The sequence below is a fragment of the Aquimarina hainanensis genome, from assembly GCF_042684685.1.
Taxonomy (GTDB): Bacteria; Bacteroidota; Bacteroidia; order Flavobacteriales; family Flavobacteriaceae; genus Aquimarina; species Aquimarina hainanensis.
The window spans coordinates 940,171-966,156 of sequence record NZ_JBHULX010000039.1 but is presented as its reverse complement, the minus strand read 5'-3'; the positions used below and the strand labels follow the sequence as shown (position 1 = coordinate 966,156).

At 33.9% G+C, this 25,986-nt stretch carries 24 protein-coding genes; 5 read left to right on the top strand and 19 right to left on the bottom strand.

Features of this window, described 5'->3' with window-relative positions; translation table 11 throughout:
• Positions 1 to 19 precede the first annotated feature (19 nt).
• The 5 genes from ACFSTE_RS20150 to uvrA all read right to left on the bottom strand — a co-directional run bounded on the left by ACFSTE_RS20150 (position 20) and on the right by uvrA (position 6,013).
• Complete coding sequence (locus ACFSTE_RS20150) at positions 20 to 694, bottom strand: peroxiredoxin-like family protein (protein WP_378255376.1); 675 nt, start codon at positions 692 to 694, stop codon at positions 20 to 22.
• A gap of 138 nt (positions 695 to 832) precedes the next feature.
• The gene (locus ACFSTE_RS20145; RefSeq protein WP_176029875.1) at positions 833 to 1,558 is read right to left on the bottom strand and encodes a helix-turn-helix domain-containing protein; all 726 of its coding nucleotides are present in this window, start codon (positions 1,556 to 1,558) and stop codon (positions 833 to 835) included.
• 167 nt (positions 1,559 to 1,725) lie between these two features.
• On the bottom strand, positions 1,726 to 2,388 hold the full coding sequence (locus ACFSTE_RS20140; protein WP_378255374.1) for a hypothetical protein: 663 nt from the start codon (positions 2,386 to 2,388) through the stop codon (positions 1,726 to 1,728).
• 137 nt (positions 2,389 to 2,525) lie between these two features.
• Complete coding sequence (locus tag ACFSTE_RS20135) at positions 2,526 to 3,161, bottom strand: peroxiredoxin-like family protein (protein WP_176029877.1); 636 nt, start codon at positions 3,159 to 3,161, stop codon at positions 2,526 to 2,528.
• A gap of 71 nt (positions 3,162 to 3,232) precedes the next feature.
• Entirely contained in the window at positions 3,233 to 6,013 is a 2,781-nt protein-coding gene (gene uvrA, locus ACFSTE_RS20130) for an excinuclease ABC subunit UvrA (protein WP_378258905.1), read from the bottom strand.
• A gap of 239 nt (positions 6,014 to 6,252) precedes the next feature.
• Here uvrA and ACFSTE_RS20125 point away from each other — a divergent pair, with 239 nt between their 5' ends.
• Positions 6,253 to 6,837 (top strand): RNA polymerase sigma factor, encoded by a 585-nt coding sequence (locus ACFSTE_RS20125; protein ID WP_176029878.1) that lies wholly within the window; start codon positions 6,253 to 6,255, stop codon positions 6,835 to 6,837.
• A 78-nt stretch (positions 6,838 to 6,915) separates the two neighbouring features.
• Positions 6,916 to 7,059 (top strand): hypothetical protein, encoded by a 144-nt coding sequence (locus tag ACFSTE_RS20120; RefSeq protein ID WP_176029879.1) that lies wholly within the window; start codon positions 6,916 to 6,918, stop codon positions 7,057 to 7,059.
• 14 nt (positions 7,060 to 7,073) lie between these two features.
• Here the strand turns inward: ACFSTE_RS20120 and ACFSTE_RS20115 are convergent, their stop codons facing one another.
• Complete coding sequence (locus ACFSTE_RS20115; protein ID WP_176029880.1) at positions 7,074 to 7,742, bottom strand: endonuclease III domain-containing protein; 669 nt, start codon at positions 7,740 to 7,742, stop codon at positions 7,074 to 7,076.
• A 272-nt stretch (positions 7,743 to 8,014) separates the two neighbouring features.
• On the opposite strand from ACFSTE_RS20115, the gene bcp reads away from it, so the two are divergent.
• Complete coding sequence (gene bcp, locus ACFSTE_RS20110; RefSeq protein WP_176029881.1) at positions 8,015 to 8,464, top strand: thioredoxin-dependent thiol peroxidase; 450 nt, start codon at positions 8,015 to 8,017, stop codon at positions 8,462 to 8,464.
• Between the two features lie 90 nt (positions 8,465 to 8,554).
• Here bcp and ACFSTE_RS20105 read toward each other — a convergent pair whose 3' ends face one another.
• The gene (locus tag ACFSTE_RS20105; RefSeq protein WP_176029882.1) at positions 8,555 to 10,000 is read right to left on the bottom strand and encodes a TonB-dependent receptor; all 1,446 of its coding nucleotides are present in this window, start codon (positions 9,998 to 10,000) and stop codon (positions 8,555 to 8,557) included.
• 180 nt (positions 10,001 to 10,180) lie between these two features.
• Positions 10,181 to 10,438, bottom strand: coding sequence for a hypothetical protein (locus ACFSTE_RS20100; RefSeq protein ID WP_176029883.1), 258 nt, complete (start codon positions 10,436 to 10,438; stop codon positions 10,181 to 10,183).
• Positions 10,439 to 10,825: 387 nt separating this feature from the next.
• Between ACFSTE_RS20100 and ACFSTE_RS20095 the strand changes: the two genes are divergently transcribed.
• Positions 10,826 to 11,587, top strand: a complete 762-nt coding sequence (locus ACFSTE_RS20095; RefSeq protein ID WP_176029884.1) for an MBL fold metallo-hydrolase — start codon at positions 10,826 to 10,828, stop codon at positions 11,585 to 11,587.
• A 2-nt stretch (positions 11,588 to 11,589) separates the two neighbouring features.
• Positions 11,590 to 12,087 (top strand): hypothetical protein, encoded by a 498-nt coding sequence (locus ACFSTE_RS20090; RefSeq protein WP_176029885.1) that lies wholly within the window; start codon positions 11,590 to 11,592, stop codon positions 12,085 to 12,087.
• 412 nt (positions 12,088 to 12,499) lie between these two features.
• On the opposite strand, the gene ACFSTE_RS20085 is transcribed toward ACFSTE_RS20090, so the two are convergent.
• The 11 genes from ACFSTE_RS20085 to ACFSTE_RS20035 all read right to left on the bottom strand — a co-directional run bounded on the left by ACFSTE_RS20085 (position 12,500) and on the right by ACFSTE_RS20035 (position 25,896).
• Positions 12,500 to 15,370 carry an esterase-like activity of phytase family protein gene (locus tag ACFSTE_RS20085; RefSeq protein WP_378255369.1) on the bottom strand — a complete coding sequence of 957 codons (2,871 nt, stop codon included), beginning with the start codon at positions 15,368 to 15,370 and terminating at the stop codon, positions 12,500 to 12,502.
• 158 nt (positions 15,371 to 15,528) lie between these two features.
• Positions 15,529 to 16,368 carry a crotonase/enoyl-CoA hydratase family protein gene (locus ACFSTE_RS20080; protein WP_378255367.1) on the bottom strand — a complete coding sequence of 280 codons (840 nt, stop codon included), beginning with the start codon at positions 16,366 to 16,368 and terminating at the stop codon, positions 15,529 to 15,531.
• Between the two features lie 37 nt (positions 16,369 to 16,405).
• Entirely contained in the window at positions 16,406 to 17,497 is a 1,092-nt protein-coding gene (locus tag ACFSTE_RS20075) for an alpha/beta hydrolase (protein WP_378255365.1), read from the bottom strand.
• Positions 17,498 to 17,560: 63 nt separating this feature from the next.
• On the bottom strand, positions 17,561 to 18,658 hold the full coding sequence (locus ACFSTE_RS20070) for a heparan-alpha-glucosaminide N-acetyltransferase domain-containing protein (RefSeq protein ID WP_378255363.1): 1,098 nt from the start codon (positions 18,656 to 18,658) through the stop codon (positions 17,561 to 17,563).
• 23 nt (positions 18,659 to 18,681) lie between these two features.
• A complete protein-coding gene (locus tag ACFSTE_RS20065) occupies positions 18,682 to 19,656 on the bottom strand; it encodes a sterol desaturase family protein (RefSeq protein ID WP_378255361.1) in 975 nt (324 codons plus the stop codon).
• Positions 19,657 to 19,875: 219 nt separating this feature from the next.
• Positions 19,876 to 20,496: a GNAT family N-acetyltransferase gene (locus ACFSTE_RS20060; RefSeq protein ID WP_176029890.1), complete on the bottom strand. Its 621-nt coding sequence runs from the start codon at positions 20,494 to 20,496 to the stop codon at positions 19,876 to 19,878.
• 385 nt (positions 20,497 to 20,881) lie between these two features.
• Positions 20,882 to 21,544, bottom strand: coding sequence for an alpha/beta hydrolase (locus tag ACFSTE_RS20055; RefSeq protein WP_378255358.1), 663 nt, complete (start codon positions 21,542 to 21,544; stop codon positions 20,882 to 20,884).
• 12 nt (positions 21,545 to 21,556) lie between these two features.
• Entirely contained in the window at positions 21,557 to 22,153 is a 597-nt protein-coding gene (locus tag ACFSTE_RS20050; protein WP_378298354.1) for a hypothetical protein, read from the bottom strand.
• 216 nt (positions 22,154 to 22,369) lie between these two features.
• Entirely contained in the window at positions 22,370 to 22,699 is a 330-nt protein-coding gene (locus ACFSTE_RS20045) for a hypothetical protein (protein WP_176029892.1), read from the bottom strand.
• A 21-nt stretch (positions 22,700 to 22,720) separates the two neighbouring features.
• Positions 22,721 to 23,974, bottom strand: a complete 1,254-nt coding sequence (locus ACFSTE_RS20040) for a dihydroorotase (protein ID WP_176029893.1) — start codon at positions 23,972 to 23,974, stop codon at positions 22,721 to 22,723.
• Complete coding sequence (locus tag ACFSTE_RS20035; RefSeq protein ID WP_378255354.1) at positions 23,971 to 25,896, bottom strand: vWA domain-containing protein; 1,926 nt, start codon at positions 25,894 to 25,896, stop codon at positions 23,971 to 23,973. Before ACFSTE_RS20035 ends, ACFSTE_RS20040 begins: the two co-directional genes overlap by 4 nt.
• Positions 25,897 to 25,986 lie beyond the last annotated feature (90 nt).

The window sequence follows — 25,986 nt, the reverse complement described above, 5'->3', positions numbered from 1 at the left end:
TATAGTATAAATTATTTGTTTAGTGATGATTATGGTGAGTTGAAGATTCGTTTTGGTGTGAGCTGAGCACTTCCAAAATTGTTTCTACATCTAATCGGTGGGTGTAATCTTCTGGAATAAAACTGTACAGAATTTCTCTGTTTTTATTGATGATATAGGTAGCAGGCATAGGCAATTCATAGTCTGTATTCCCATTATGAATATCCACATGAAGGTTAAAGGAGTGATAGACATTTATCAAATCTTTAGGAAGGGCAAAAGTAAGTCCCAGTGATGTAGCATATTCATTATTAAGATCACTAAGAACAGAAAATGTCAGTGCATTTTTTTCTGTTGTTGTTAGTGAATGATCAGGTGTTTCCGGGGAAATTGCTACTAACTCAGTATTTAGTTTTTTAAGTTTAGGTAGTACTTCCTGAAGTGCTCGTAATTCCATATTACAAAAAGGACACCATCCTCCTCTATAAAAAGAAATGACTAAAAAATCATGTGTAAAATCAGCAATAGACATTAATTTGTTAGTGCTGTTTGGGAGCTTAAAATCAGGAAGTTTGTTTCCTTTCTGAATGGCTTTACTACTCAAAGATTGCTTTTTGAGCTCCTCAGTACTTCGTTCCATAATATCCCAGGTAGCTGCCGGGATGTTTTCTTTGTTTTTTGCTTTTCTGGCAGCAAGTGTTTTTGATAATTTCATCTTTATATGTATTATATTGTTATAGTTGTTGTAATGAACTCAAACAATAATGAGTTATTTATAGAACAAAGATGGAACTATAGGAGGAGGAAGGAAATAGAAAAAAAAACAAAAAGATGGAAAAAATTCCCCGTATTTCTATTGAAATTGAGCTCTGAACTGAGTAGGAGTAAAGAGTGTGTTTTTTTTGAAATATTTAATAAAATAATATGGATCTTCGAACCCTAATTGGTAGGCAATCATCTGACTGGTATCGTCTGTGGTTAGTAATTTTTCTTTGGCTTTTTCAATCACTTTTCCGGTAATGAAATTACAGGGAGTTTTGTTTTCATCCTTTTTGACCTCTCTGATAAGTTGTTTTAAAGGTATTCCCAACATTTCGGCATAGGTTCCAGCGCAATAGTTTTGATCTATATGCTGATCTATGAGCTCAGAAAATTGTTCAACAATTGATAATTCTTGTAAACTATTAATGTAATCGTTTAACAACTCATTCCATAAAATGTGTAAGTAGCTGTTAGTTATAGGTTTGTTGTTTTTGTTGTGAAGAAGTGATTGAATTTGTTTTTTTTTCTGTGGGATATCTTTTATAGTGTGAAATTCAAAATTAGAATGCAACTGTTCCAGCCCTGTTTTTATCTCTGGAAAAGACGATAGGAAATCAGGAGTCAGTTTAATGATGAAACCGTCTATAAAAGGGGAAGCTGTAATGATATCAAAAGAAGTGTCAAAAAAGAAATATGTTTTGGAAGGAATAATCTGTTGTTTCCCATTTCTTTCTATACTAATAGTTCCTCCAAAAAGAATACATACATTTTTGCTTTCGGGAGTAATAGTTTGGTTGTTTTTGACAAAAGATATCATTTCTTAAAAAATACTAGATTAATATATGCAAAAACTTGCACAGGAGCTAATTATAAAATCGAAAAAAAACAGCTTTTTTATTAACAGAATCAATTTTATCGATTCCTCGTTAAAAAATAAATATGATTAATCCCCTTTTGAGAACTATTCAAAAGAGGATATTTATTTTAATCATCATCGTCATCATCGTCATCATCGTCATCATCGTCATCATCGTCATCATCGTCGTCATATTTTCTTTTCCTAAATGTTCTTTTATGATGATGAACATCACCTTTTCTATAAGGCTTGTATCGTTTGCCATCCAGGTAGTACCAATTATCTTCTTCGGAATAGCGACAATATTGACAATAGTCAAAAAAGATATCACCTTCTGTATACCTAATATTATGAAAACGATCATAATAGATATATAATCCACCAATCTGAGATACTAAATTTCTTCTATAGCGTACCCCGACAGTACCAATTCTTCGAACTCGATCATATCGATCATAATTAATAGACACACGTCCAATTCTTCGTATCCTGCCAAATTGATCATATCGTATGTCTAACCTGGGATGGCGATAGCGCCGATCTCTATGGGGAGTTTTGTAGCGTTTTGCATTTGTCCAGTGATCACGATGGTGATACCTGGGAATTCTATAATCTAATTGCCCCCCTGGAAATACAAAAAACTTAACTCCAGCTTCTTCAAAAATAACAGCTTCCCCGTGATAAAAGGAATTTTTTCCTTTTGTGTGATGTTGTGTGTATCTTGGATGGTTTGCCTGAGCAGTTGCTACCACCAGTAGCATAGCTGCAAATAAAAGTACCATTTTTTTCATATCTAAAACGTTTACTGTGTACACCTACTGGCTAGCATTTCGGTATTCACTGTTTTTGAGATAGAAATAACCAAAGGATGTGCCAAAAGCAGTTATTTGGATAAAAAAAATGATACTTTTAATAGGTATTATAGGCTTTATAGCTGGTTTATAATGTCTTGAGGATCTGCTCTTTTTTTGTAATCCTCTTCTAGGTAATCATAGCTAATGGTTCCATCTTGTTCAATTATATAGGTAGCAGAGATGGGTAATTCGTGGTCTGAATTGCCATTACTTGTTTCTACATCAATGTTAAAACTTTTATAGATTTCTACCAGTTCATCAGGTAGTGCAAAAGTCAGATTAAAATTTTTAGCAACTACATTATCCTTATCAGAAAGCACTTGAAAACTGAGTTCATTTTTTTCGGTTGTACTCAGAGAATGATCAGGAGTTTCTGGAGAGATGGCGACCAGGGTAGCTCCGTTTTTTTCTATTTCTGGTAATACATTTTGGAGGGCCTTAAGTTCTAAATTACAATAAGGGCACCATCCTCCTCTATAAAATGAAAGTACCACTTTCTTTTCTTTTAAAATATCTTGTACAGATACCTGTTTTCCATTAGCATTAGGAAGCGTAATTTCAGGAATTTTATTTCCCTTCTTTAATGCCTGAGCAAGGATTTTCTCGGTGCGTAATTGTTCAATTGCAGCGCCCATTACTTTTTGAGAAGCTTGTGGAATTTTAGTAGCAGAAAGATCTGCATATGCTTTTAAATCTTTTGTGAGTGACATATAGGTTATATTTATTGTTATATCCTTGTAGTCGTAAGCACAGTGATTGGTTTACATCTATTAACAAAGCTTTATAATTTATCACGGAGGTATTTTCCTGTATGAGAAGCCTTAATATTTATTAATTCTTCCGGAGTTCCCTGCCCTATAATTGTACCTCCAAGTATCCCTCCTTCAGGACCTAAGTCAATAATATAGTCTGCACATTTGATCAGATCAATATTATGTTCTATAACCAAAACAGAATGTCCTTTATCTAATAATTCATTAAAAGATTTTAACAATTTTTTGATGTCATGAAAGTGTAATCCAGTAGTAGGTTCATCAAAAATAAATAAGGCTTTGTCTTTGGTATTTCCCTTTACTAGAAAAGAGGCCAGTTTGATTCGTTGTGCTTCTCCTCCGGATAGTGTAGAGGAACTTTGCCCTAATTTGACATACCCTAACCCGACATCCTGTAACGGTTGAAGTTTTCTGGTGATTTTAGTTTGTTTATGAGTGTAGAAAAAATCAATAGCATCATCAATGGTCATGTTGAGGATATCATCGATATTCTTATCTTGGAAAGTAACTTCCAGAATTTCTTTTTTGAAGCGTTTTCCATTACAAGTTTCACAGACTAAATGTACATCAGCCATGAACTGCATCTCTATGGTAACTTCTCCTTCTCCTTTACAGGTTTCACATCTTCCTCCATCTACATTAAAAGAAAAATGTTTGCTTTTATAATTTCTTATTGCAGATAGTTTCCGATTGGCAAAAAGAGCTCTAATATCATCATAAGCTTTAATATATGTAACAGGATTAGAACGGGACGATCGTCCTATTGGATTTTGATCGACAAACTCTACATGTTTTATATTGCTGTAGTTTCCTTTTACTTCTGTGAATTGTCCAGCTTTTTCTCCATAACCTCCCAGTTCTTTGAGGAGTGCAGGGTAGACAATCTTTTTTATTAAAGTACTTTTTCCACTTCCGGATACTCCTGTAATAGCAGTAAAAACTCCTAAAGGAATAGTTACATCTATATTATTCAGGTTGTTTTCTCTGGCTCCTACGATATCGATGTGATATTTAGAAGTACGTCTTTTTTCAGGAACCTCAATTGATAACTTATTACTGAGATATTTTGCGGTTAATGAGTCTTTTTTAATAATTTGATCATAGGTACCTGTAGCGACAACTTCTCCTCCAAAACTCCCGGCTTCCGGTCCTATGTCGATAATTTCATCTGCGGCTTTCATAATATCTTCATCATGTTCAACAACAATCACAGTATTACCGAGATCACGTAAAGATAGCAATACATTAATTAATTTTTCCGTATCCTTAGGGTGTAGCCCAATACTGGGTTCATCCAGAATATACATAGAACCTACCAGGCTACTTCCCAGTGATGTTGCCAGATTTATACGTTGAGATTCTCCTCCTGATAGTGTATTGGATTTTCTGTTGAGTGTAAGATATCCAAGCCCTACATTTTCCAAAAAGCCCAAACGGCTATTAATTTCTTTTAGTAGGCGTTTGGCAATAGATATTTCATGTGTACTTAGTTCTAGATTTTTAAAAAAATCACTGACTTCATGAAGTGGTTTTTCTACCAGCTCCGTTATAGTTTTATTTCCTACTTTTACATTGTTAGCTTCTGGACGTAAACGGGTCCCTTTACAGGTGTTACATCTGGTTTTACCTCGATACCTGGATAGCATAACACGATTTTGGATTTTATATGCTTTGGCTTCTAGTTCTTTAAAAAAACTATCAATTCCTTCAAAGTATTCATTTCCTTTCCACAGCAAGCTTTTATCTTCTTCTGATAACTGATAATATGGTTTGTGGATTGGGAAATCAAACTTATATGCATTATTGACTAATTGATCTTTGTACCAACTCATACTTTCTCCTTTCCAGGGGAATACAGCGCCTTCATAGATACTAAGTGCTGTGTTGGGAATTACCAGATCTTCATCAATTCCAATAACATCTCCATATCCTTCACAAGTGGGGCAAGCTCCATAAGGATTGTTAAAACTAAAAAGATGGACATTAGGTTCTAAAAAAGTAATCCCATCCAGTTCGAACTTATTGCTAAATTCTCTTAGGGTATTGTCTTGTAGGGTTTGTATATAACAGCTTCCTTTTCCTTCAAAAAAAGCGGTACCGACAGCATCTGCTAATCGGTTATAAAAATCTTCATTATCTCTTTTGATGATTCGGTCAATGACTAAATGTATCTCATCAGTTTCTTTGTATTCAGCTTCTTCAATTCGGTATACAGTATCATTTACTTTGATTCTGGCATATCCTTGTTGTTGGAGTACCTGCAGCTTTTTTTCGAGTGTTCTGCCTTCTTCTACGGTTATAGTAGATAAAAGTAATAGTTTAGCGCCTTCTTCGAATGATTTTACATAGGCGACTACATCACTAACAGTTTCTTTCTTTACCTGATTTCCGGAAACAGGGGAGTAGGTTTTCCCAATACGCGCATAGAGAAGTTTTAAATAATCATAGATCTCAGTAGTAGTTCCGACTGTCGATCTTGGGTTGGTAGAGTTTACTTTTTGTTCTATAGCAATAGCAGGAGCGATTCCTTTTATATAATCTACCTTTGGTTTATTTAATCGCCCCAGAAACTGTCTGGCATAAGAAGAAAGACTCTCTACATACCTACGTTGTCCTTCTGCATATAGTGTATCAAAAGCCAAGCTGGATTTTCCGGAACCAGATAAGCCTGTAATGACTACCAATTTATTTCTGGGAATTGATACATCCAGATTTTTAAGGTTGTGGAGCTTAGCGCCTTTGATTAAAATATGATGTTTTGGGTCTTTAGTTGAGATGTCCTGAACCATGATTAAATACAGTAAAACAGCAAAGATAATCATTACGATAAAAGTATTATAATGCTTTTATAAATGAAGTTTTGATAAAAAAATTAACAAAAAATACTTGATTTTAAAGGATAGTTATTATATTAGCGACCGAAACACTCATATTATTAACTAAGAAAAGATAGCCTATAGTACATTTTTACTTTTAAGTTTAACATGGCCCGACCCCAAGCTTGTTGGTGCAGTAAAAAGTAAAAAGTATGAAAGAGTACACCCTGACTGATGCTGTTTTGGTTAATAATTATATCAAAGGTGACGAAAGTGCTTTGTCTATTTTAATCGAACGTCACAAACAACGAATCTACAGCTTTATTTATTCGAAAATTTTTGATAGAGATATCTCTGAAGATATTTTTCAAGACACTTTTATAAAAGTGATTCAAACATTAAAAAAAGGAAAATACAACGAAGAAGGAAAATTTCTTCCTTGGGTAATGCGTATTGCTCATAATTTGGTCATTGACCATTTTAGAAAAGGAAATCGCATGCCTAAGTTCGAAGATAATGGAGAGTTCAGTATTTTTTCTGTGATTAGTGATAATAATTTAAATGCAGAGCGAAGATTGATTAAAGATCAGGTAGAGGAAGATTTGAGAAATCTTATCCTAGAATTGCCTGAAGACCAGAAAGAAGTACTGGTAATGCGTATGTATAAAGATATGAGTTTTAAAGAAATTTCTGATAAAACAGGAGTAAGTATCAATACGGCATTAGGAAGAATGAGATATGCTTTGATTAATTTAAGAAAAGTGATAGATAAAAATAATATCGTATTAACTAATTAAAAAGTTAAAAAGTGTTAAGAATGTAATAAAGTATTTTTTGCCTCGTTATTAAATTATAACAAAACAATAACATTATTTATGGCAAAATTTTACTTTGAATCCTCACAGAGAGATAAACAATTAAACCCAAGAAAAAGTACAATCGACTTTATTCTTAATTATTCGAAAGCATTAGAAATTTTAGAATATAAGAAGTTAAAGTTTGAAGCACTTCTTAACTAAGAAACAAAAAGCCTCTATTTAATAGAGGCTTTATTTTTTTTGAGATATTCGTTGATAACGGTTTTTCTTCCGATAGTTTTAGTAATTATATCTTTTTCCAGATCCCATCCACGTGCAGGAGAGTATTCTCTTCCATACCATATAATCTGAAGATGAAGGTCATTCCATAGTTCTTTAGGGAATAATCGTTTGGCATCTTTTTCTGTCTGTGTAACATTTTTTCCGTTGCTAAAACCCCAGCGATACATCAACCTATGAATGTGAGTGTCTACAGGGAAAGCAGGGATTCCAAATGCTTGGGATAAGACCACTCCAGCAGTTTTATGTCCTACTGCAGGAAGTTCTTCTAGTTCTTCAAAAGTCTGAGGAACCTCTCCATTGTGTTTATTAATCAGGATATGGGATAATTCATAAATCCCTTTGGATTTCATAGGGCTTAATCCTACAGGTCTGATAATATCTCTGATTTCTTCTACCGAGAGTTTAATCATTGCATAAGGATTATCTGCTCTTTCAAATAATAAAGGAGTGATTTGATTAACCCGTACATCCGTACTCTGGGCACTCATTAGTACAGCGATTAATAATGTATATGGATCTTTGTGATCAAGAGGAACAGGAATTCTCGGATAGAGCTCCTGAAGTGTTTTTATGGTAAAATCAACTTTTTCCTGTTTCGTCATGGTGTATTTTTTTGCTAAAATATAAAATCAAAGACGCATATCTGCTGTCAGAGGGCTTCATATTTTGAATATGTGATATCAAAAATGGAGTTATTTTATAAAAAAAGCAAGGTTTTTATAATATGAAAAGATAATAAGCAGATTGAAAAATATTATAATTCCAATCTGAGAGACCTTAAATATTTGTTATACTTTTATAGCAAAAATTGCCAGGTACTATTTTTTTTAATTTCAGAAATAAGAACCGGTCTTATTAATTTTATAACAGATTTATGACAACATTAAAAATAGGAGATAAAGCTCCTGAATTTTCTGCATTAGATCAGGAAGGAAATACGATAACATTGGGAGATTATAAAGGAAAAAAACTAGTAGTTTTCTTTTACCCTAAGGCAAGTACTCCGGGATGTACTGCAGAGGCTTGTAATTTAAGGGATCATTACCAGACATTTTTAGCACAAGGATATGAGATTCTGGGAGTAAGTGCAGATAGTGCCAGACGTCAATTAAATTTTAAAACCAAGAATGAACTGCCTTATCCTTTATTAGCAGATGAAGATAAAAAAGTAATAGAAGCTTTTGGTGTATGGGGACCTAAGAAATTTATGGGACGAGAATACGATGGAATTCACAGAACTACTTTTGTTATTGACGAATCAGGCGTAATAACAGATGTAATCTCCAAGGTAAAAACTAAAGAACACGCTGCTCAGATACTGTAGAGAACAGCATTGAATTACACAATAAAAATAATAAGAGCGGTTAGAAAAATACTAACCGCTCTTAATTTATATATAATAAAGAATAAAGTATTATACTGTTTCTTTCTCTTTATAACCAAATAGATGATTGTCCTTTATTATTTGAGAAACTCCTTCTGGTAACTTGTTTTCCCATCCATCTTTCCCTTCCTGTATCCATTGTAGCACCTCTCTGGAGAATACATCCATGATACTTTGATCGTAGTCTACAATGTCTTGTAATTTTCCGTTGTATTTAAAGAACTTGTACAGCTCTTTCATACGAGGGTGAACTTTTAGGTTATCACTAGTGGTGATATTTCCGGTTTTATGATCTTTTAGCGGATATAAATATACTTTGAGATCTTTGAAAAATAGTTTACCAAAAGCTTCTAGGATTCCACCACTCAGATGGCGATAATATTTCTCGTCAAAAATTTCGATAAGGTTATTCACTCCCATAGCTAAGGCCATACGCTCTTTGGTATAGTTAGAGAAGTATTCAACCATTCGATAATATTCCTGGAAATTAGAAATCATTACAGTTTGTCCCAGAGAACAAAGCAATTGTGCTCTGTCCATGAAATCCTTTTCATCGATTTCTCCCTCTGCTCTAAGGTTAGATAAAGTAATTTCAAAAATAACTTCAGTTTTGTTTTTGTTTACCTTATTTTCTTTGAGAAACATATTTAACGATTTCTCATAGATATCCATATTTACCTTGGTAACAGGTCTGAAACTACCTCTAAGGGCTAAAATGTTTTTCTTGTACAGGATTCTGGCAGGAAGGATATTATTTCCGTCAGGACCAAACATGACAGCTTCCGTCATTCCGTTTTTCACTAACTGAAGACTCATAAGTCTATTATCTACCTTAGAGAATCTTGGACCAGAAAAATTAATAGTATCGATTTCTATTTGATCTTTATCAAGATTATCGTACAAGTAACGAAGAAGCTTTTTCGGATTATCGTATTTATAGTATGCACCATAAATAAGATTCACTCCTAATACTCCCAAAGTTATTTGCTGTAACCGGGCATCATTCTCATGAAAACGGATGTGTAAAACAATCTCGTTATATGCTTCATTAGGTGTAGTTTGGTATCGAATACCAACCCACCCGTGTCCTTTGTATTTTTTAGCAAAATCAATAGTTGCTACGGTATTAGCATAACTAAAAAATAATTTGTTAGGATGTTTGTCTCGTGATATTCGCTCTTCAATTAAGTTTACTTCATGAGCAAGCATTTTTTTCAATCGCGCTTCTGTGACGTATCTTTTATCATCTTCGATTCCATAGATAGCATCACTAAAATCCTTGTCATATGCACTCATCGCTTTTGCAATCGTACCAGATGCTCCTCCTGCTCTAAAAAAATTTCGAACAGTTTCTTGGCCCGCACCTATTTCTGCAAAAGTACCATAGATATTTTCATTAAGGTTAATTCGTAGCGCTTTACTTTTAATAGAGGGGACAGATTCGAATTCTTTGTCTCCCATAATCGTGATAGGCATAGCTGAATGGGCTTTTTTTGTTTATGTAAAGGTACTAATACCTGTATAAAAATAAAAAAGGAGCCTAAGGAAATTCTGTATTTTTTATTAATTCAAAATAATAAAAATGTGTATTGGCATCGATAAGCCTATGCTTACTAGTTGGGTAAATGAAGGGAATCAACACTTTGTATGGGTGGTTTAAGCATTGTCGCAATAGCATTCAAATTGCTTTTTCGAACTTATTTTATCACCAAAAGGAGGGTATCCCAGATATGTAAGTTGATTTTCTACTGTAGAAATATCGTTCGCTTTTGTAAAATTAAAAGCAATTGTAGCTTGTGTATGTCGTATTTCTATAAAAGAAATATTTTTTATACTCGATAATTCTTTTTTTAGTCCTTCCGCACATTGAGGGCAATCTAAATTGTGTACCCGGATATTGGCTCGTTTTATCATAAGTAGTGTTTAATTATTTATTAGCTCGTTACACAGAGAAAAGGGGAACGCTGGTAACGATTTTTAGTTTTAAAACTTTTACTGTTAGTCATATACATAATTACATTTTTTTTAGTGCTTTTATTATAAAGTGTAATTGCTTATCCTCATAGCGGTATAAGATGTAATTATATATTAGAAGTATAAGAGGCTGTTTTTTGCAGAAAAGAGGAAAGATTCTTCTAAGAGAAGAATAAAATAAAGAAGTGCGTACTTTTTGGTAAAAAAAATATAAGTACATTTGTTTTTAATCCTTCTTCTGGAAGGAATTTCCTGAGACTACCTCAGGATCTTTGTTCGGAAGCATCCCTCGCGAGCTTGCTCCGAGTCTATTGATTTCAATAAAGAATGGAAGTAATATTTCTTGGTACGGGAACATCTCAGGGGATTCCGATTATAGGGAGTGATCATCCTGTGTGTAAAAGTGAAGATCCCAGAGATAAGAGATTAAGGGTCTCTGTATTGGTATCCTGGGATGATTATACCTATGTGGTAGATTGTGGACCGGATTTTAGACAGCAGATGTTGTCTAATGACGTTAGACGAATAGATGGGGTATTGTTTACACATGAACATGCAGATCATACCATGGGATTGGATGATATTCGTCCGTTCTTTTTCAGACAAGGAGATATTCCGATCTATGCACATAAACGTGTGATGGAAGCATTACGAATTAGATTTGATTATATTTTTTCTTCAGAAAATAAATATCCGGGAGCTCCCAGCGTCATAGAAAATGTACTAACTAACCAACCATTTGCGCTGGGAAACCTGGATGTGATTCCGATTAATGCATCACACAACAGGTTACAGGTATTTGGATTTCGATTTGGGGAGTTTGCTTATCTCACAGATGTAAAGACTGTAGCCGCAGAAGAAGTAAAAAAATTAAAAGGATTAAAAGTGTTGGTGGTAAATGCATTGAGAATAGAAGCGCATCATTCACACTTTAATTTAGAAGAAGCTTTGCAATTTATTGAAGAAGTTGCTCCTGAAAAAGCGTATTTAACGCATATAAGCCCTAATCTTGGATTTCATGCAGCAGTAGAAAAAACATTGCCAGAGCATGTTTTTATTGCATATGACAACCTAAAAATTACTATTTAAAAATGAGAAGTAAGATATTTCTGTATCTGTTTGTATTTTCCTTATTGTTCATCCTTTTTATGTTTATGAATGCTAAAAAAGCAAAAGAAGCGTATGATAAAAAAATTGATCGGTTAACAACTAAGGTTAAAGAAAAAGAAGCTGCCATTGATTCGTTAGTAGATGTAACGATGGATTTGACATATTTTTCTTTGGAGAGTAGTGAAGAAGCGGTTTCTTATTTTGAAGAAAATGGATACAATGCTTCAGAGCTGGCCTCAACAATATCTGATCAGATTATAGGACAGAATAAAGTAGACGATGATAATCCGATAATTCCATTTGCAGGAATGGAAGGAAATATGAAAATTAATAAAGTACGTTTATTGAATCACAAATGGATTATTGCAGATTTTACCGATGGAGTATATTGGGGAGAATTGTTCATTTCTTATGAAGTAAATAAAGATCAAACAGTGGATTTTGAGGTAGAAAAGTCTTTTTTATACCCTAGAAACTGATTTAATTAAGATTGTATATTAGAAATCTATTACAATCGGACACGACTTCAATAGATGTCATTCCGTTATATTTCTCTTATTAACCATCGTATTGTTATGCTTAACTAGATGAAACATCTTATTTGTCTCATTTTCAAACTTTATTATGAAATGCTAATACATAAAAATGCCCTATAAAATTACTATGCACTGGCTAAGAGGAGGTGGTATTATAGGATAAGTCCAAAATATCGATTGAGTTTTGCACTTTTCAGTCATAGTATTGTTTTAGATGATAATGAAAAAATACTTGTTTTATAGAGCATTTTGTAAAAACATAAAAATGATATCAATAAGACCCTGTCATGAAATTGAAGTGTATCAATGTTAAGACAGGGTCTTTTCTGATCATCAATTAACACAATTATTATTGTTATTTTTTGATTATTTTTCTTTTGATAAATTCTCCATTGATTTCAATTACTGCAATGTATACTCCGCTTGCTACCTGCAGACCATTATCACTTATACCATTCCAGCTATATGAAAAAGGAAGGGATAAGTCATTTTTTTGAGTATATGATCTAATTTGTTTTCCGTATAAATCGTAAATATTGATAGTAATTGTCGTATGATCTTGTGTTAATGTGTTCTCTGGGATAGAAAATGTTACTTCTCTATCAAAAGTAGTGGGGAATACTTTTAGGTGATCGTTTACCCGAGAGGCATTCTTCTTTTTCCAGGACATACCTAATGGAGTATCTAGCCAGACTAAGATAAATTCATTATCGTCTGGTAGTTTTGTCCCTGCATGTCTACCTACGCTAAAAGGATAGTTGTTGTCATTGACCACACCGATTAAAAATGGGTTAAAAACAATTACACTCTCGATAGTAACAAAAGGAAAAGCAAAGGCACGACCGATACCAATGTCTCCTTCTGATCCTGGTTCGGAAATTCTTCTGATATCTTTGATCTTAAGAAGATTGATTGTTTTTTTCTTTTTTATTTTTTCCTGCTTTGGATTTAATTGTATTTCATAAATTGCTTTAAACCCTTTTAAATCTCCCTGAGTGCCATCACGTTCTATAATAACTCCTCGTTTTTTAGAGAACATAATAAACTCTCCAATTGCAGTAGCTTTCTGGTGTAGTGGGTAAATGTATTTTTTTCCCGTATACGAAGCTGAATTAATATCAAACTCATGGATAAGAAGGTGATTTTCCTCTTCTCCTTCTAATGGCTTTTCTAATAAGGGCAATAATTTTCTTTTGTCTTTGGATAATGCCATTCCTTCAAAACCGCCACTTTTTTTCACTTTAAAGGGAGTAGTTAACTTTGTACTTCTATAAGGCCAATACATTCCTGCTAACCAAGGAGTATTTTCACCATTTTGATCTTGTAGGTTGGTTCCATCACCAGCATTTTCTACTTTAGGGAAATCTCCTAACAGACAGACTGTTCTTATGGCTGGATAGTGTTTATGTGTGTATAATAATGTACGAAAATCAAAACTTTGAATATCAGCACGTTCTTCCATCTTATTCGCCTGGATAACTTCTGCAATAGCTTTTGTAAAAGAGGCAAAATCTACTGTTCTTAATGAAAAGACATCACCTCTTTCATCGCGATCTGTTCTTGGATTTATTTTGGTTTCTATATTAAAACGAACCTTAGCAGCATTTTTCCATCTTTTTTGAGCCTCCGGATGTGTTTTTCCTGCACCGTCTTTATAGTAAGCTACATAGTATGTTACAAAATCGAATACTTGCTGCAGTGAAGGAATGATGTATGGATGTATAAAATTTTGTTGGTTTGCATATGCTACGGATACAGGAGATAGAGAGAGTTCATTGGTTTGATGAGGTCTGCCGGATAAAAGTTTATCTGCTATAAAAGTAGTTTGTATACTGGCTAATGTCATGTCCTTAACCAGTACCTCGTCTTTATATTCGTAAGAAGCCCCGTCTACTTTTCTGGTTTTGGCAGCTTCTATATGTGGATCGTGATCAAGAACAGGGATTCCATCTTTAGTTATACCACAATCAGTTTCCAGTGTAGGCATTAAAAAATCCAAGGCAGCTTCCATAGAAGGGAGTGTGTTCTCTGGACGTAGATTTCTGGCGCCTCGATGCCCCTGCGCATCAAATTTATTGATGTCAATTAATCCATCCTTATCAATGTAGTCAGGAGTTCCATCTTTATTTTTGTCAAAGTTTTGAATTGCAGTCAGTAATAAGTCAGGACGATCACTGATAATGCCATTAATACCAGTATCTAACAATTGATTGATATGTATGCTATCATTAACCGTATATACTACGATGGGATGTCCTGATTTTTGCAGTGATTCTACATTAAAAAGCTCGCTAGAAGCAGGGGATAACCCCGAAGGAGGTGTTTTTCTCGAAGAAACATATGTCGCTTTATTTTCGTCATCAAGCATTACATACCATGGTGACATAACCGGAGCTTTAGCCCCATTCTGAAATGCATGTGCTCTCATAGCATTCATGATACGGATAGCACTGGATTCTTCACTAAATGGATTTTGGGGAGAACGAAGCTCTTTTCCAGGAATGTCATAATCGGGAAGCGTATAAGGAGCTTCTAGTAAAATACCGTTACGATCAAAATGAAGTAAAAAAGGACCAAATTCATCTCCAATCCACAGATCTCCATTAGGAGTTTGTTGGATTGATTCGATATCAAAATCAGCTCCAGTTAATATCCTATCGGAAGAAAACTCATTTGTAATCGCGAAAGGAATTAAACGATTAGGATCTTTTAATTCGATGTGATTTATTATTTCGATGGTTCCTTTTCCAAGTCCAAAGATGGATTTAAAATTAGGACGAATTGTATAGATCCTCAGATGGTAATCTGCAGAATTTTCAATGGTTCCGAAACCGTTATCAGACATAGCCAAAAAAGTTCCGTCATGATTGTTTAATACGGCAGAAAACCCCTGAATAGGTTGTTTGTTAGGGAAAGGAATTATTTGATCATTGATAGGAGCAGTACCAATGTAATTTCCTGAGGTCGGCCCATTAGAAAAACTAGCAGCAGGTAATACGGCTCTTGCTACAAGAATGTCACCAAAGTTGTAGAAAGATTTACCGGTTCCTTTTGGATATATTTTTTTGTACAAAGAGGATGTGGGAGATGTCTTCTCTATCAGTAAGGAAACCCCTTTTTGAGTAACTGTACGTTCTTGTGCGTTGATAGCGCCTGGCAGATATAACAAGGTTAAACACCATACTACTAACATTATTTTAGACTTAGGGTAATAAGAGCGGTTCATGTGTGATAAGCTTTAAGTTTATGACATAAAGATATTATGAGAACCGCTTTTTCTTGTTTGCTTTTTATAAATAAAAGATTACGATATGGTTATGAATTTCTACTTTTAAAAAATGAAGAAAATGTTTTTTAAGTTGCCAGAATATTGGAATTACCAAACTAGGTAGTTGCATTCAGAGAAACTCCAGCTTTTCTGGATTGTGCATTGCCAAAAGCTTCTATTTTTCTAAGATCAAATGCTCCGATTTTTAAACAAGCGTCTACCCATAAATCGGTAATTTCTATGAGCTCTTCTTTAGAAACAGGGTTCATTTTCTTTAGACATTGGATATGGTGATATTCAAAATTAAAGGCAGATTTAGTTTTATTTATAAAATCGTACAATGCCATCATTGTTTGTCCTTTTTGCTCTACTTGATGAATGAGTCCCTTTTTATATAATTCTTTTGCACTGTATAATTCTCCATTTTTCAGGATGGTTTGTGCATCCAGAAAGTTTGCTTTTCTGGGAAGAAAGCTATAGGCTCCCATTCCTGGGAAGAGATTAAATTTTTGTTCAGGAAAGCAGAATTTGGCATGTTCTTCTGCCAAAATAAAATCATGAGCAAGGGCACACTCAAACCCGCCTCCATAAGCATTTCCCTCTACTAAAGCTATGGAGATAGCAGGCAAGCCAAAGGCAGTATAGATTGCATAAATGGCATCTACACATAAGTGTGCATATCGTGTTAATGCCTCTTTATCCTTTGTTTTGATATGCTTTAAAAAATAAGGAAGGTCTCCGCCCATGTTATAGATTCCTTCGTGTTCTGAGGCAGATACAACGAATTTTACAGGGCGGTCAGGATGTGAGAAATAAGATTGTATCCATTGGATGCAATCTTTAAACTCTTTTAATCCGTGATAGCAAAAATTGGGCATTCCTGTATTTTTAATCTTCCAGAGTAGAAGTTCATGGTCTCTGTAGTAATCTATGGTTACACAATTGAATGTTTTCATATTAGTATCTTTTTTTGATTACCATTTTGATGCTTTTTTAGTCATTACTGCCTTTATGTACAGAACAAAATGGTTGTTGGGAGAGGGGTTTTTTCTTATTATAAAAAAATAGTAAAGCAGCTGTAGCTTGCTCTATTGCTTTTTTAGAAGGTGCTGTATTTGCTAATCGGTTTAGAATTACAAAATCATGTATCGTGCCACGATATCGGGTGGAAATTACAGGAACTCCTGCTTTTCTTAATTTATTAGCGTAGGCTTCTCCTTCATCTCTTAATACATCGTATTCTGCTGTGATAATTAGTGCAGGAGGTAATTGAGATAGTTTCCTTCTTTTCGTTCTCAGGGGAGCAACGGTATGTTTTTTTCGTAGTTTTTTATCAGGAGCATAGGAGGATAAAAACCATTCCATTGCTGATTTTGTCAGATAATGCTTTTCTGCAAACCTCTTATAGGATACAGTGTTCATTCGGGTATCAGTGACAGGATAGAACAATAATTGAAAATCAATTTTTGGTCCTTTTCTCTCTTTAGACAACAAGGATATAACAGTAGCCATATTTCCCCCGGCACTATCGCCTCCGATTGCGATTCTTTGGGAGTCTAGCCCAAAGGAATCCCCATGTTCTTTTATCCATTCCAGTGCGGCATAGCCCTCTTCTAATGCTGTAGGGTATATCGCTTCGGGAGCTAGTGAATAATGAACAAATACAACCGCAGTATTTGCTTTTTCTGAGATTGTTTTTATAAACCTTTCGTGTGTTTCTAATCCACCAAGAATCCATCCTCCTCCATGAAAATAGAGGAGAACGGGAAGAGGTTTAATAGTAGTTTTGGGGGTTACTATTGTAATATCTACCTTTTGATCAGAAGGCATAGTTATTTGATGATGGGTCATAGAACAATTCGAGTGTTCAGTTTCACCAGCCTGTAAGTTGATATAACTTTGCCGGGCTTTGGATACGGGAAAAGTCTCAATAGGAGGTCCTGTATATGAATTTATAGTTTCCAGGAAAGCTTTTACGTCTTTATCTAAGTATTTATTGTTTAGAACGTTATGTTTTTCTTGTCCCGTGCAAAATGAGATATATGAAAAACATATGAGTTTAATTATTAGTACTGAATATTTCATATGTAGTAGTAGAAAGAAGTAGTAGTTATATAAGTAATAGTTGTAGTAGTAGTACTTCTTTTACTAACTTAGAGAATTTTGCATCCGATGCTTTTTTTGATTTTTTAGATATTTCATTCCGATTTTTTTTAAGTATAAAATTGAAAAAGTAGTAAGAGTGACTAAAACGATTATCATCAGAATAGTATATTCGTTTTTAATAGAAACCCCAAAAAGAGCAATTCCCCAATAGATAAGAATCCACTGGATAATATAAAATACGGTGACATTTCTACTGGCAAAATATAGTAACTCGAAGAACTTATTGTGTTTACAAAATTTGACAATAATATGTCCTGTCCAAACCACCAATAAATTAATCCCTATGAGTAATACAAATCCTCCTGGCCCCAGATGGTAGTAGTCTCCAAAATGGTATTCGTAATTATACGAGCATAAACCAATTCCTGCGGTGACAAATAAAAGTCCTATACGCCACATCCAGGTGTACATTTTTACAGCGTCCTGATTGAGTTCTTTATACCATTTTCCAAAAAATAAGCCTATAAGGATGAAGGATACCCATGGAAATACAGGGAAATATATATTGAATTTGTTTCCCCAAAATAAATCACAGAGGTAGTCTAATACGGGATGTCCGACTCTGTAACCACTTAGTTCTTTGGAGACAGATACGATAAGTAAGACAAAAAATAATATTACATATTTGTTTTTTGAAATTTTATTGATAACAGCCATTAGTAAGAGAGAAAGTCCCGCTAATTGCAGAATATCCCCTAAGAGGAAAAAGTATACATAGTTATAGGGGTCTCCCAGAGTTAATCTGTTTCTAAGCACGAAAGAGTCCGGGATGATACCTATAGAAAGAGGAATAACAAATCGTATGATATTTAATGAATAGGCGAGCGCCAAGATACTAAGACCTCTCTTGATAGCGGTAGAAAAAGAATTTCTGGAAGAAAAGGCAAATGAAATTCCCATTACGACCAGGAATATAGGAGTCCCTTTTTCCATAACTCTAATAATTTGACCTATAAAAGAGCCCCAGGCTTCAGAACTTCCATAGATTAGCATGCAATGAACCGGTATAATGGCAAGCACACTAAACCCTCGTACAAAGTCTATGGCTAGTATTCGATTCTTCTTTTTTTGTGGATTCATTTTTGAGTTGTTTTTTTGAAGTTTTAGTTAGTGTTATTTTCTAGCGTTTTAGGTGTAGTATCAGAGAGAAGTATTTGAGTAGCTTCTTTTTGTTTTACGTCTGATTCCCAGGCGTCATTTCTATATTTACTAGCTTTTTTTCCACCATCAATATGATTCCAGCCTGGATACATAACAATATATTTTAGTTTATCAATAAACCGGGGAGCACTTTTGATATCTTTCCAGAGGTCTTTCCATAAAATAAACTGTACATCCCATAAGTTCTCACTGTTTATTTTATCATGAACAATCCCATATTCAGGAACTTCGTCTTCAAGTTGTGTTTGAAAAGTTCCAAATATGCGATCCCAGAAAGAAAAAGTTTCTCCGTAATTGGTGTCTAAATACTTGTGATTTTTTGCATGATGTACTCTGTGTACAGAGGGGGTAATAAATATTTTTTCCAACCAAGGTTGTTTCCCTACGAACTTTTCGTGAATATGTTCATATAGTCCATAAATTCGAGCGATTGATTCTACAATAAAAACCATAAAGGGATCAAAACCCAGGAGTGGAATAAAAATAATTGTAAGTGGTCCTTGAATAAAACCAATAAAAGATCCTCTGATGGCAGCAGTTAATTTCATTTCTTCTACAGTATGATGTACCCCATGAATGCACCAGAAGAATCGTACTTTATGCCCTAGTACATGAATACTATAGAACATAAAATCATATAATAGATATGCTAAACCCCAGATATACCATTCTGTTCCTAATGTAAACAGGCGATATTGGTACATCCACATCATTCCACCCAGAATAACAATTTTCCCCAAAAGGGTGTAGGGAATTATCTCTAGTAAATAAGATAGGATATTCACAAAACCTTCTTTATTACTTTTTATATCTTTTGAGAATAAAAGAATGATCCATTCAAGAACTATTAAGCTAATTGAAACTATAAAAAACAGACTTCTGGATTCCCCGAAAAATGATTGTATTGCTTGGTTCATAATTTTTTTTGATTAATAGATATGATTGATGTATCATACGACACAATACGCCAAATAGGATCGTATGCTGATTAATCTGAAATTTATTAATCAAGAGGTTTTATATTTTTCTTGAATTGTAGTAGGGGGAGGTTTGTAAGAGCATTAGGTTTTAATTTTGTTTTAGAGATTGTAGAAATGGAATAATATCAATTTCTAGTTGATTTTAAATTGTATTTATCATTGTTTATGTATGGATAATTTGTGTGTTTTCTGTTGTTGATATCTGTTTTTATCTAAGAATGCTAGTTGAGCAGTTTTATGAGGTAATTCTACCGTTTTATCGGTTACAAAACCAATGCGCTCGCAAAGCGTAAACATTTTTTTATTGCGTATATCCGGTTCTACAAGAATTCGGTCTATAGTAGTGTTGGTAAATACAAAATCCATAATGGTTTGAAATAAATGAAGTGTAAACCCTGGGATTTTATTTTGTACCGGAGGAGCAACTATAATATGAACTCCACAATCGCTGTTTTTTGCATCATAATAATTACTGATGATGTCTTTTGATGGAGTATAACGCTCTAAAAAGAAAGCTGGTTGATCATTGTGATATCCTGTAAAAATATCATAGTGATCAGGTTTGAGCAGCTCGATGTATTCCTTTTTTACTTCTTCTAAAGAAGAACCTTGCATTCCCCAAAAAAAAGCATATGGTTCATTCACCCATGTATGTAAAATCGAAGCATCCCTTTTGATATCAAAATGCTTTAAAGATACATGGCCGAAATTTTCTATAAATATGGAGTACACTGTACTTTCATTACTTTTATTTGGTAATTGAGTTCGTTGTATCATGTATGTTTAAGAGCCGTATTTTCGCTTTTAATATTTCTTAAACACCTTATTAATAATTTAGTTTTTCTATTAAATGAGGTATTACGTTTGTTATTTTACTGTTTTTATTTAATCTAAATAATGTTATACAAAAATAGAAGGCACTTAAATAATAAAATGACGATAAGGGGAATAAAAAAGACGTTAAAACTATCTAATTCGTTCAAGTATATTTTTTTCAAAATATTCTTGTAAACTAAGAAGGAAGAAAGAGTCTTATACGAAGTGTTTTATCGTATTAATGGGACTGTTTTGTTGCTATAGCCTGTCAAGGAATAAGGAATAGGAAGGTATAGGGGGGAGAATTACATGCTGACAGTATAGTCAGCATGTAAAGTGTATGTAATTAGATGCGATTTTGCAACCACTCTTTGAATTGATAAAAGTTTTGAGGATGAACCCCATGACCTACAGGAAACTCTTGTAATGTTGTTTTGACTCCAAGTGTATCGAAGAATGCTGGTGCCTTTCTGGCCCAGTCTATTGGGATAACAGGATCTACACTTCCGTGAGAGCAATAGATATTGAGTTTAGAAAAATCATTCTTAGAATAGTTTTCATGAAGAATAGCTTCATTCAGATAACCGCTTAATGCGATAACATTTTTAATTTTTTCGGGATATGATAAGGCTACGGCATAGCTTAGAATAGTCCCTTGGCTAAACCCGAGAATGGATACATTAGAAGCATCCAAATGGTAGGCTTCTATTGCTTCGTCAATGAATGTTGCTATTTTATCTCTGGATTCGATTGCTTGTTCATCATCACTGAATTTTCCGTTATCAGCATCGAAATAGATAGCATACCAGGCGTTTCCGCTTGGTTGCATCGGATACGGAGCACGAACAGAGATAATACAGAGTTCATCCGGTAATTCTGAAGCAAAGGAAAAAAGATCATTTTCATCACTTCCGTATCCATGAAACATAAATAATACCGGAGTTTTTTCTTTTTGTACTGTAGGGGTTTTTATAATATGATGAAGGGATAATGCTTTTGTAGTTTGCATGTGTACTTTATTTTATAATTGTATATGTATATGGTCGTCATGTCTTACTGCTTGACAGCCATGAAATCGTATTTTAGTGTTACTGATTCTTAAACGTTGTTTTAGATGAGGTTCTATAAAAATTTTTCGAACCATTGGCTGATTAGAAAGTAACAAAAGTAAATCTTTTGTAGCTTTCTCTGACAGTATTAATTTTCTATTCCAGTTTCCTAAACTAAAAAAACGAGTAATGTCGTATTGCCAGTATCCTTTTTTTTTGCAATACTCAGTTTGATTGTTGTTATTAGGAGGAGGAATAAAAACCCCATAACCGGTAATCCCGGGTTTTTTATTTGTTAGTTTTTCATTAGTTGTTTTATATATAAAAGAAAGATCAATTTTTTTTCCATCATTATGACTTAGATGTGGAAACAAGGGGTATCCATCTATAAAAGGAAAATTGGCATCCAGGTATACCAACTTGATAGAAGGATACTTATGTGATAACTGTTTTGCTACTGTAGTTAATACTTTATATGTATCTGGAGTGACATAATCTCTATTACATATTTTAGTTAGCAATGTATGTGCAGTTATAGAAGGGGTGTCTTTTATTTTTATTCGACCCAATAGAGGAGCTGTATTAGGAATAATAAAAAAAGTAGTCAAGCTGTAAACCAGAACAAATACGAGTATTTTTTTTAGCCGATAGAAAGGAGTTTTTCTAGTAATAACAAGTTCCGTAATCAGATATAATATTCCTCCTAGCTGCGTTAGTATAGTAAGAAATATTACTAAAAAACATTTGGAAAGTATTTTGAATAACAAGATCAAAATACTGAGATTTTATCGGATAAAAGTAAACCACTCCTGAAAATATTTTCCCAGAATTGGGACTTCTTTTTGTTCTTCCTTTATTGCGGTAACTAAACCGTAAATGATAAGAATAATAACTCCAATATACAGTGGCGTATCGATAATCCAGTTATTAAAAATATTAGCAATCGCCCCGACAATATAAAATGTAACCCATAACCCAAATCCTTGTCTGATATGAAAACTGGCAAATTCATTTTTATCATCATGATTCATGAAAAAAGCAATAATGGTTCCGATGACAGACAGGTAGGCAACGATAGCTGCTGTTTTTCCTTGTTTGGCATAATCTGATTGCATACGTTGTATTGATTTTATGATTTATTTTTCTAAAAGTATTCCATTCGCAATAATCCCATATACATGCCCTTTAGTGTCCTTATTTATAAAGGCACTATTTTTAGAACTGGATAAAATTGCTTCTTCAGAGAATGTTTGAGTTCCTTCTGGATTAAATAATGATATATCAGCAATAGCGCCCTCTTCGATAGGAGTGTTGGGAATTCCGAATATTTTCTTTCCCTGCGTTAGTACGTCTATTGTTTTTGAGGTTCCCAAATAATTATTGAGTACTCCGAAAGCACTCTCTAGCCCAATACTTCCATATTTAGCATTGTCGAATTCTACTTTTTTATGTTCAATATCCATAGGGATATGATCAGAGGTAAGCATATCAATGGTTCCATCATTAATTCCTTCTAAAATGGCATCCAGATCTGTTTGCGTTCTTAAAGGAGGGTGTAGCTTAAAAGAAGTATCGAATTCTTTTAGCTCCTCATCTGTTAACACTGTATTGTGGATCGCTACACTACAGCTTACATGTAATCCTTTTTCTTTAGCATCTCTTATCAGGGCTACGGATTTAGCGGTAGAAATTGTTGGAATATGTAATTTACCTCCTGTATATTGTAATAGAAATAGATCTCTGGATACTTGTAATTCTTCAGCGAGGGCAGGAATTCCTTTTAATCCTAATAACGTAGCTTGTTCTTCTTCATTTACCATACCTTTTCCTGCAATATCATTGTCTTGTGGATAAGATAACACCAACCCGTCAAAGTTTTGTGCATATTGCAGGGCAAGTTTCATCAGATTAGGATTGGGAGTTGATTTTTTAAAATCACCAAAAGCAATTGCTCCCCCTTTTTTCATATCGTACAATTCTGCCAGATCTATTCCCTTAGATCCGATAGTTAGTGCTCCAATCGGGTGTACGGTTACCGGGTGTCCCAATGCTTTGTTTTTTACAAATCCTATTGCTGTACTGTTATCGATAATAGGATTCGTATCCGGATTAAGAGCAATAGTAGTAAAACCACTTTTTCCTGCAACATCCAGCCCTTGAGAAATAGTTTCTCTTTCTTCATACCCGGGCTCTCCAAAGCTAATACTACTATCAAACCATCCTTGTGATATATGAAGATTTTTTAAATTGATTTCTGTGGTGTCTTCTGTTTTTTCAATTAAAGAACCGATAGACCTAATGATTCCGTCTTTGATAAGAATATCTACAGTTTTATTATGAAAACTTGATTGTGGATCGATTATGGTAGCTGCCTTTAATAAAAAGTTCATTTCAGATATTTTAATAATAGTATTTCAATAATGAGGAATAACAGCGCAAAAATAATAAACCATTTCCAAAGTTCGTTGACTCTGGAGTCTTCTTTTATTTGATTAAAAAGGCTGGATACTGCATCAGAAACCTCATACTGATCGTTAGTAGTTAGTCTATAGTATTGTAAATCACTTTCTGAGGTGTCATAATTATAACTGATATGCTGTATGATATTTTCTTTGTTTTGTAGGGAATAAATTCCTGCTTTTGTCGGAATTTCATTTGTTGTAATTCTAACTTTCGTAGAAAAACTATGTTGCTGGGGAATGATATTTTCTTCTTCATTCACCAATGAGAGGATCCCATCTTGTCCTAGTTTTATAGCGACATCATAAGAATTATTTTGCCCTATAGTATATGATATATCAGATAATTGTAAACTTTGTTTTCCTATGTTATATAAAGTAGGAACGATTAGAGGAGAATTTTTGAAATTAGAATTTTCAGTGTTTATAGCAGCAGTAAAGGCATAAAAATTTCCTGATGTATAGAGAAACGGGCTTTTATCTTCATAAGCGAGGATCGTGTTGGATGCATTTGTTGTATAGAGACTGTTTACTTTTGGGTATTGAAAATTACGAACCGTATTATCAAAAACCCCATTGTATAATGGATGAGAAAAAGCAATAGTTGTGATTTGCTTTTCCTGTGTTTTTTTTGCTGTTAGTCCTGTAACCCCAAGTTGACTGGTTAATTGCTGATACGAAGGAATATTACCGTCAGTAGCAGGAATAAAACAAAGTGTTCCTCCTTGCTTATAGAACGATTGAAGTACATCAATAAGCGATACCGGGATTTGTTTTACTTCGTTCAGTATAATTAAATTGGCATCTTGTAAATTATTGTAGTTAACATCCTGTAAAAGGCTACTGATTAAGGTAAACTCATCAGGAGTATATATACTTTTTAAAAACTTATCATCACTCTCATTAATTGCTATAACCTTAATCTTTTCAGGGGTATTGATATTGAAATATCTAAAATTATCAAAGGAGATCGTTGGGTCTTCAATTAGAACACGCCCATTTATTTTTGTGTTTTCTTCTAACCTAAAGGTAACGGTGTTTTTTGCTTTTTCGGGGATAGAAACGGTTGTTTTAGCCAATAACTGCTCTTCATTGTATACCGCCACAGGAACATTATCCACTGCATTATCAGAACTACTAAGCTCTACATGAAGTTGCAACTCATTATTCGTATCGTAATTTACATATAGACTATCGATAGAAAGATTTTGATGCGTTACTGGTTGTAGTTGTACGAGGTTTGTTTGAGTATCTGTAGTGGTAGGGATTGACAAGGATTCTTCTTTTTGCTGGAAATCTGAAATCATGATTACCCGTTTGTTCGTTTTGGAATCTGTACTGAGTAATTGTTTCGCTTTTAGATAGGCTGCACTATACGGTAATTGATTAGCACTATAATCTAATTGGAGTAAATCATTCTGAATATCTTTTTTGGAGACTTTTCTATAACTTTCATTATTGGTAATAATAGAAATTTGTTCATCATCGTCTATTGCTGCTAATAATTCCTGAATGGCTCGTTGCAACAGAGGTCCTTTTTGTCCTTTAGCCTGCATACTAAATGAATTGTCGAGATAGATTGCAGTTTCAGTTTGCTTACTGCTATTTTCTTTTGCAGAAAAGTATGGCTGAGCAAAAGCAATAATAACACATGCCAAAAGCAACAAACGGGTCAAGAGAGTTAGCCACTTTTTTATTTTAGAACTCTTTCGGGTCTGGAGTGTTACTGATTGTAAGAACTGTACATTAGAAAAAGCAACTTTTTTGAATTTTCTTAATTGAAATAAATGAACGAGTATCGGAATGATAAGTGCTAAAAGTGCATATAGAAAATCAGGATGTTTGAATTGCATTTCTATGGTACGTAGGTAATAAGTTTAGTTATACATATCCTCTAAAAAAAATGAGGATTTTCTTCTATTTCGTAAATATACTATAAGATT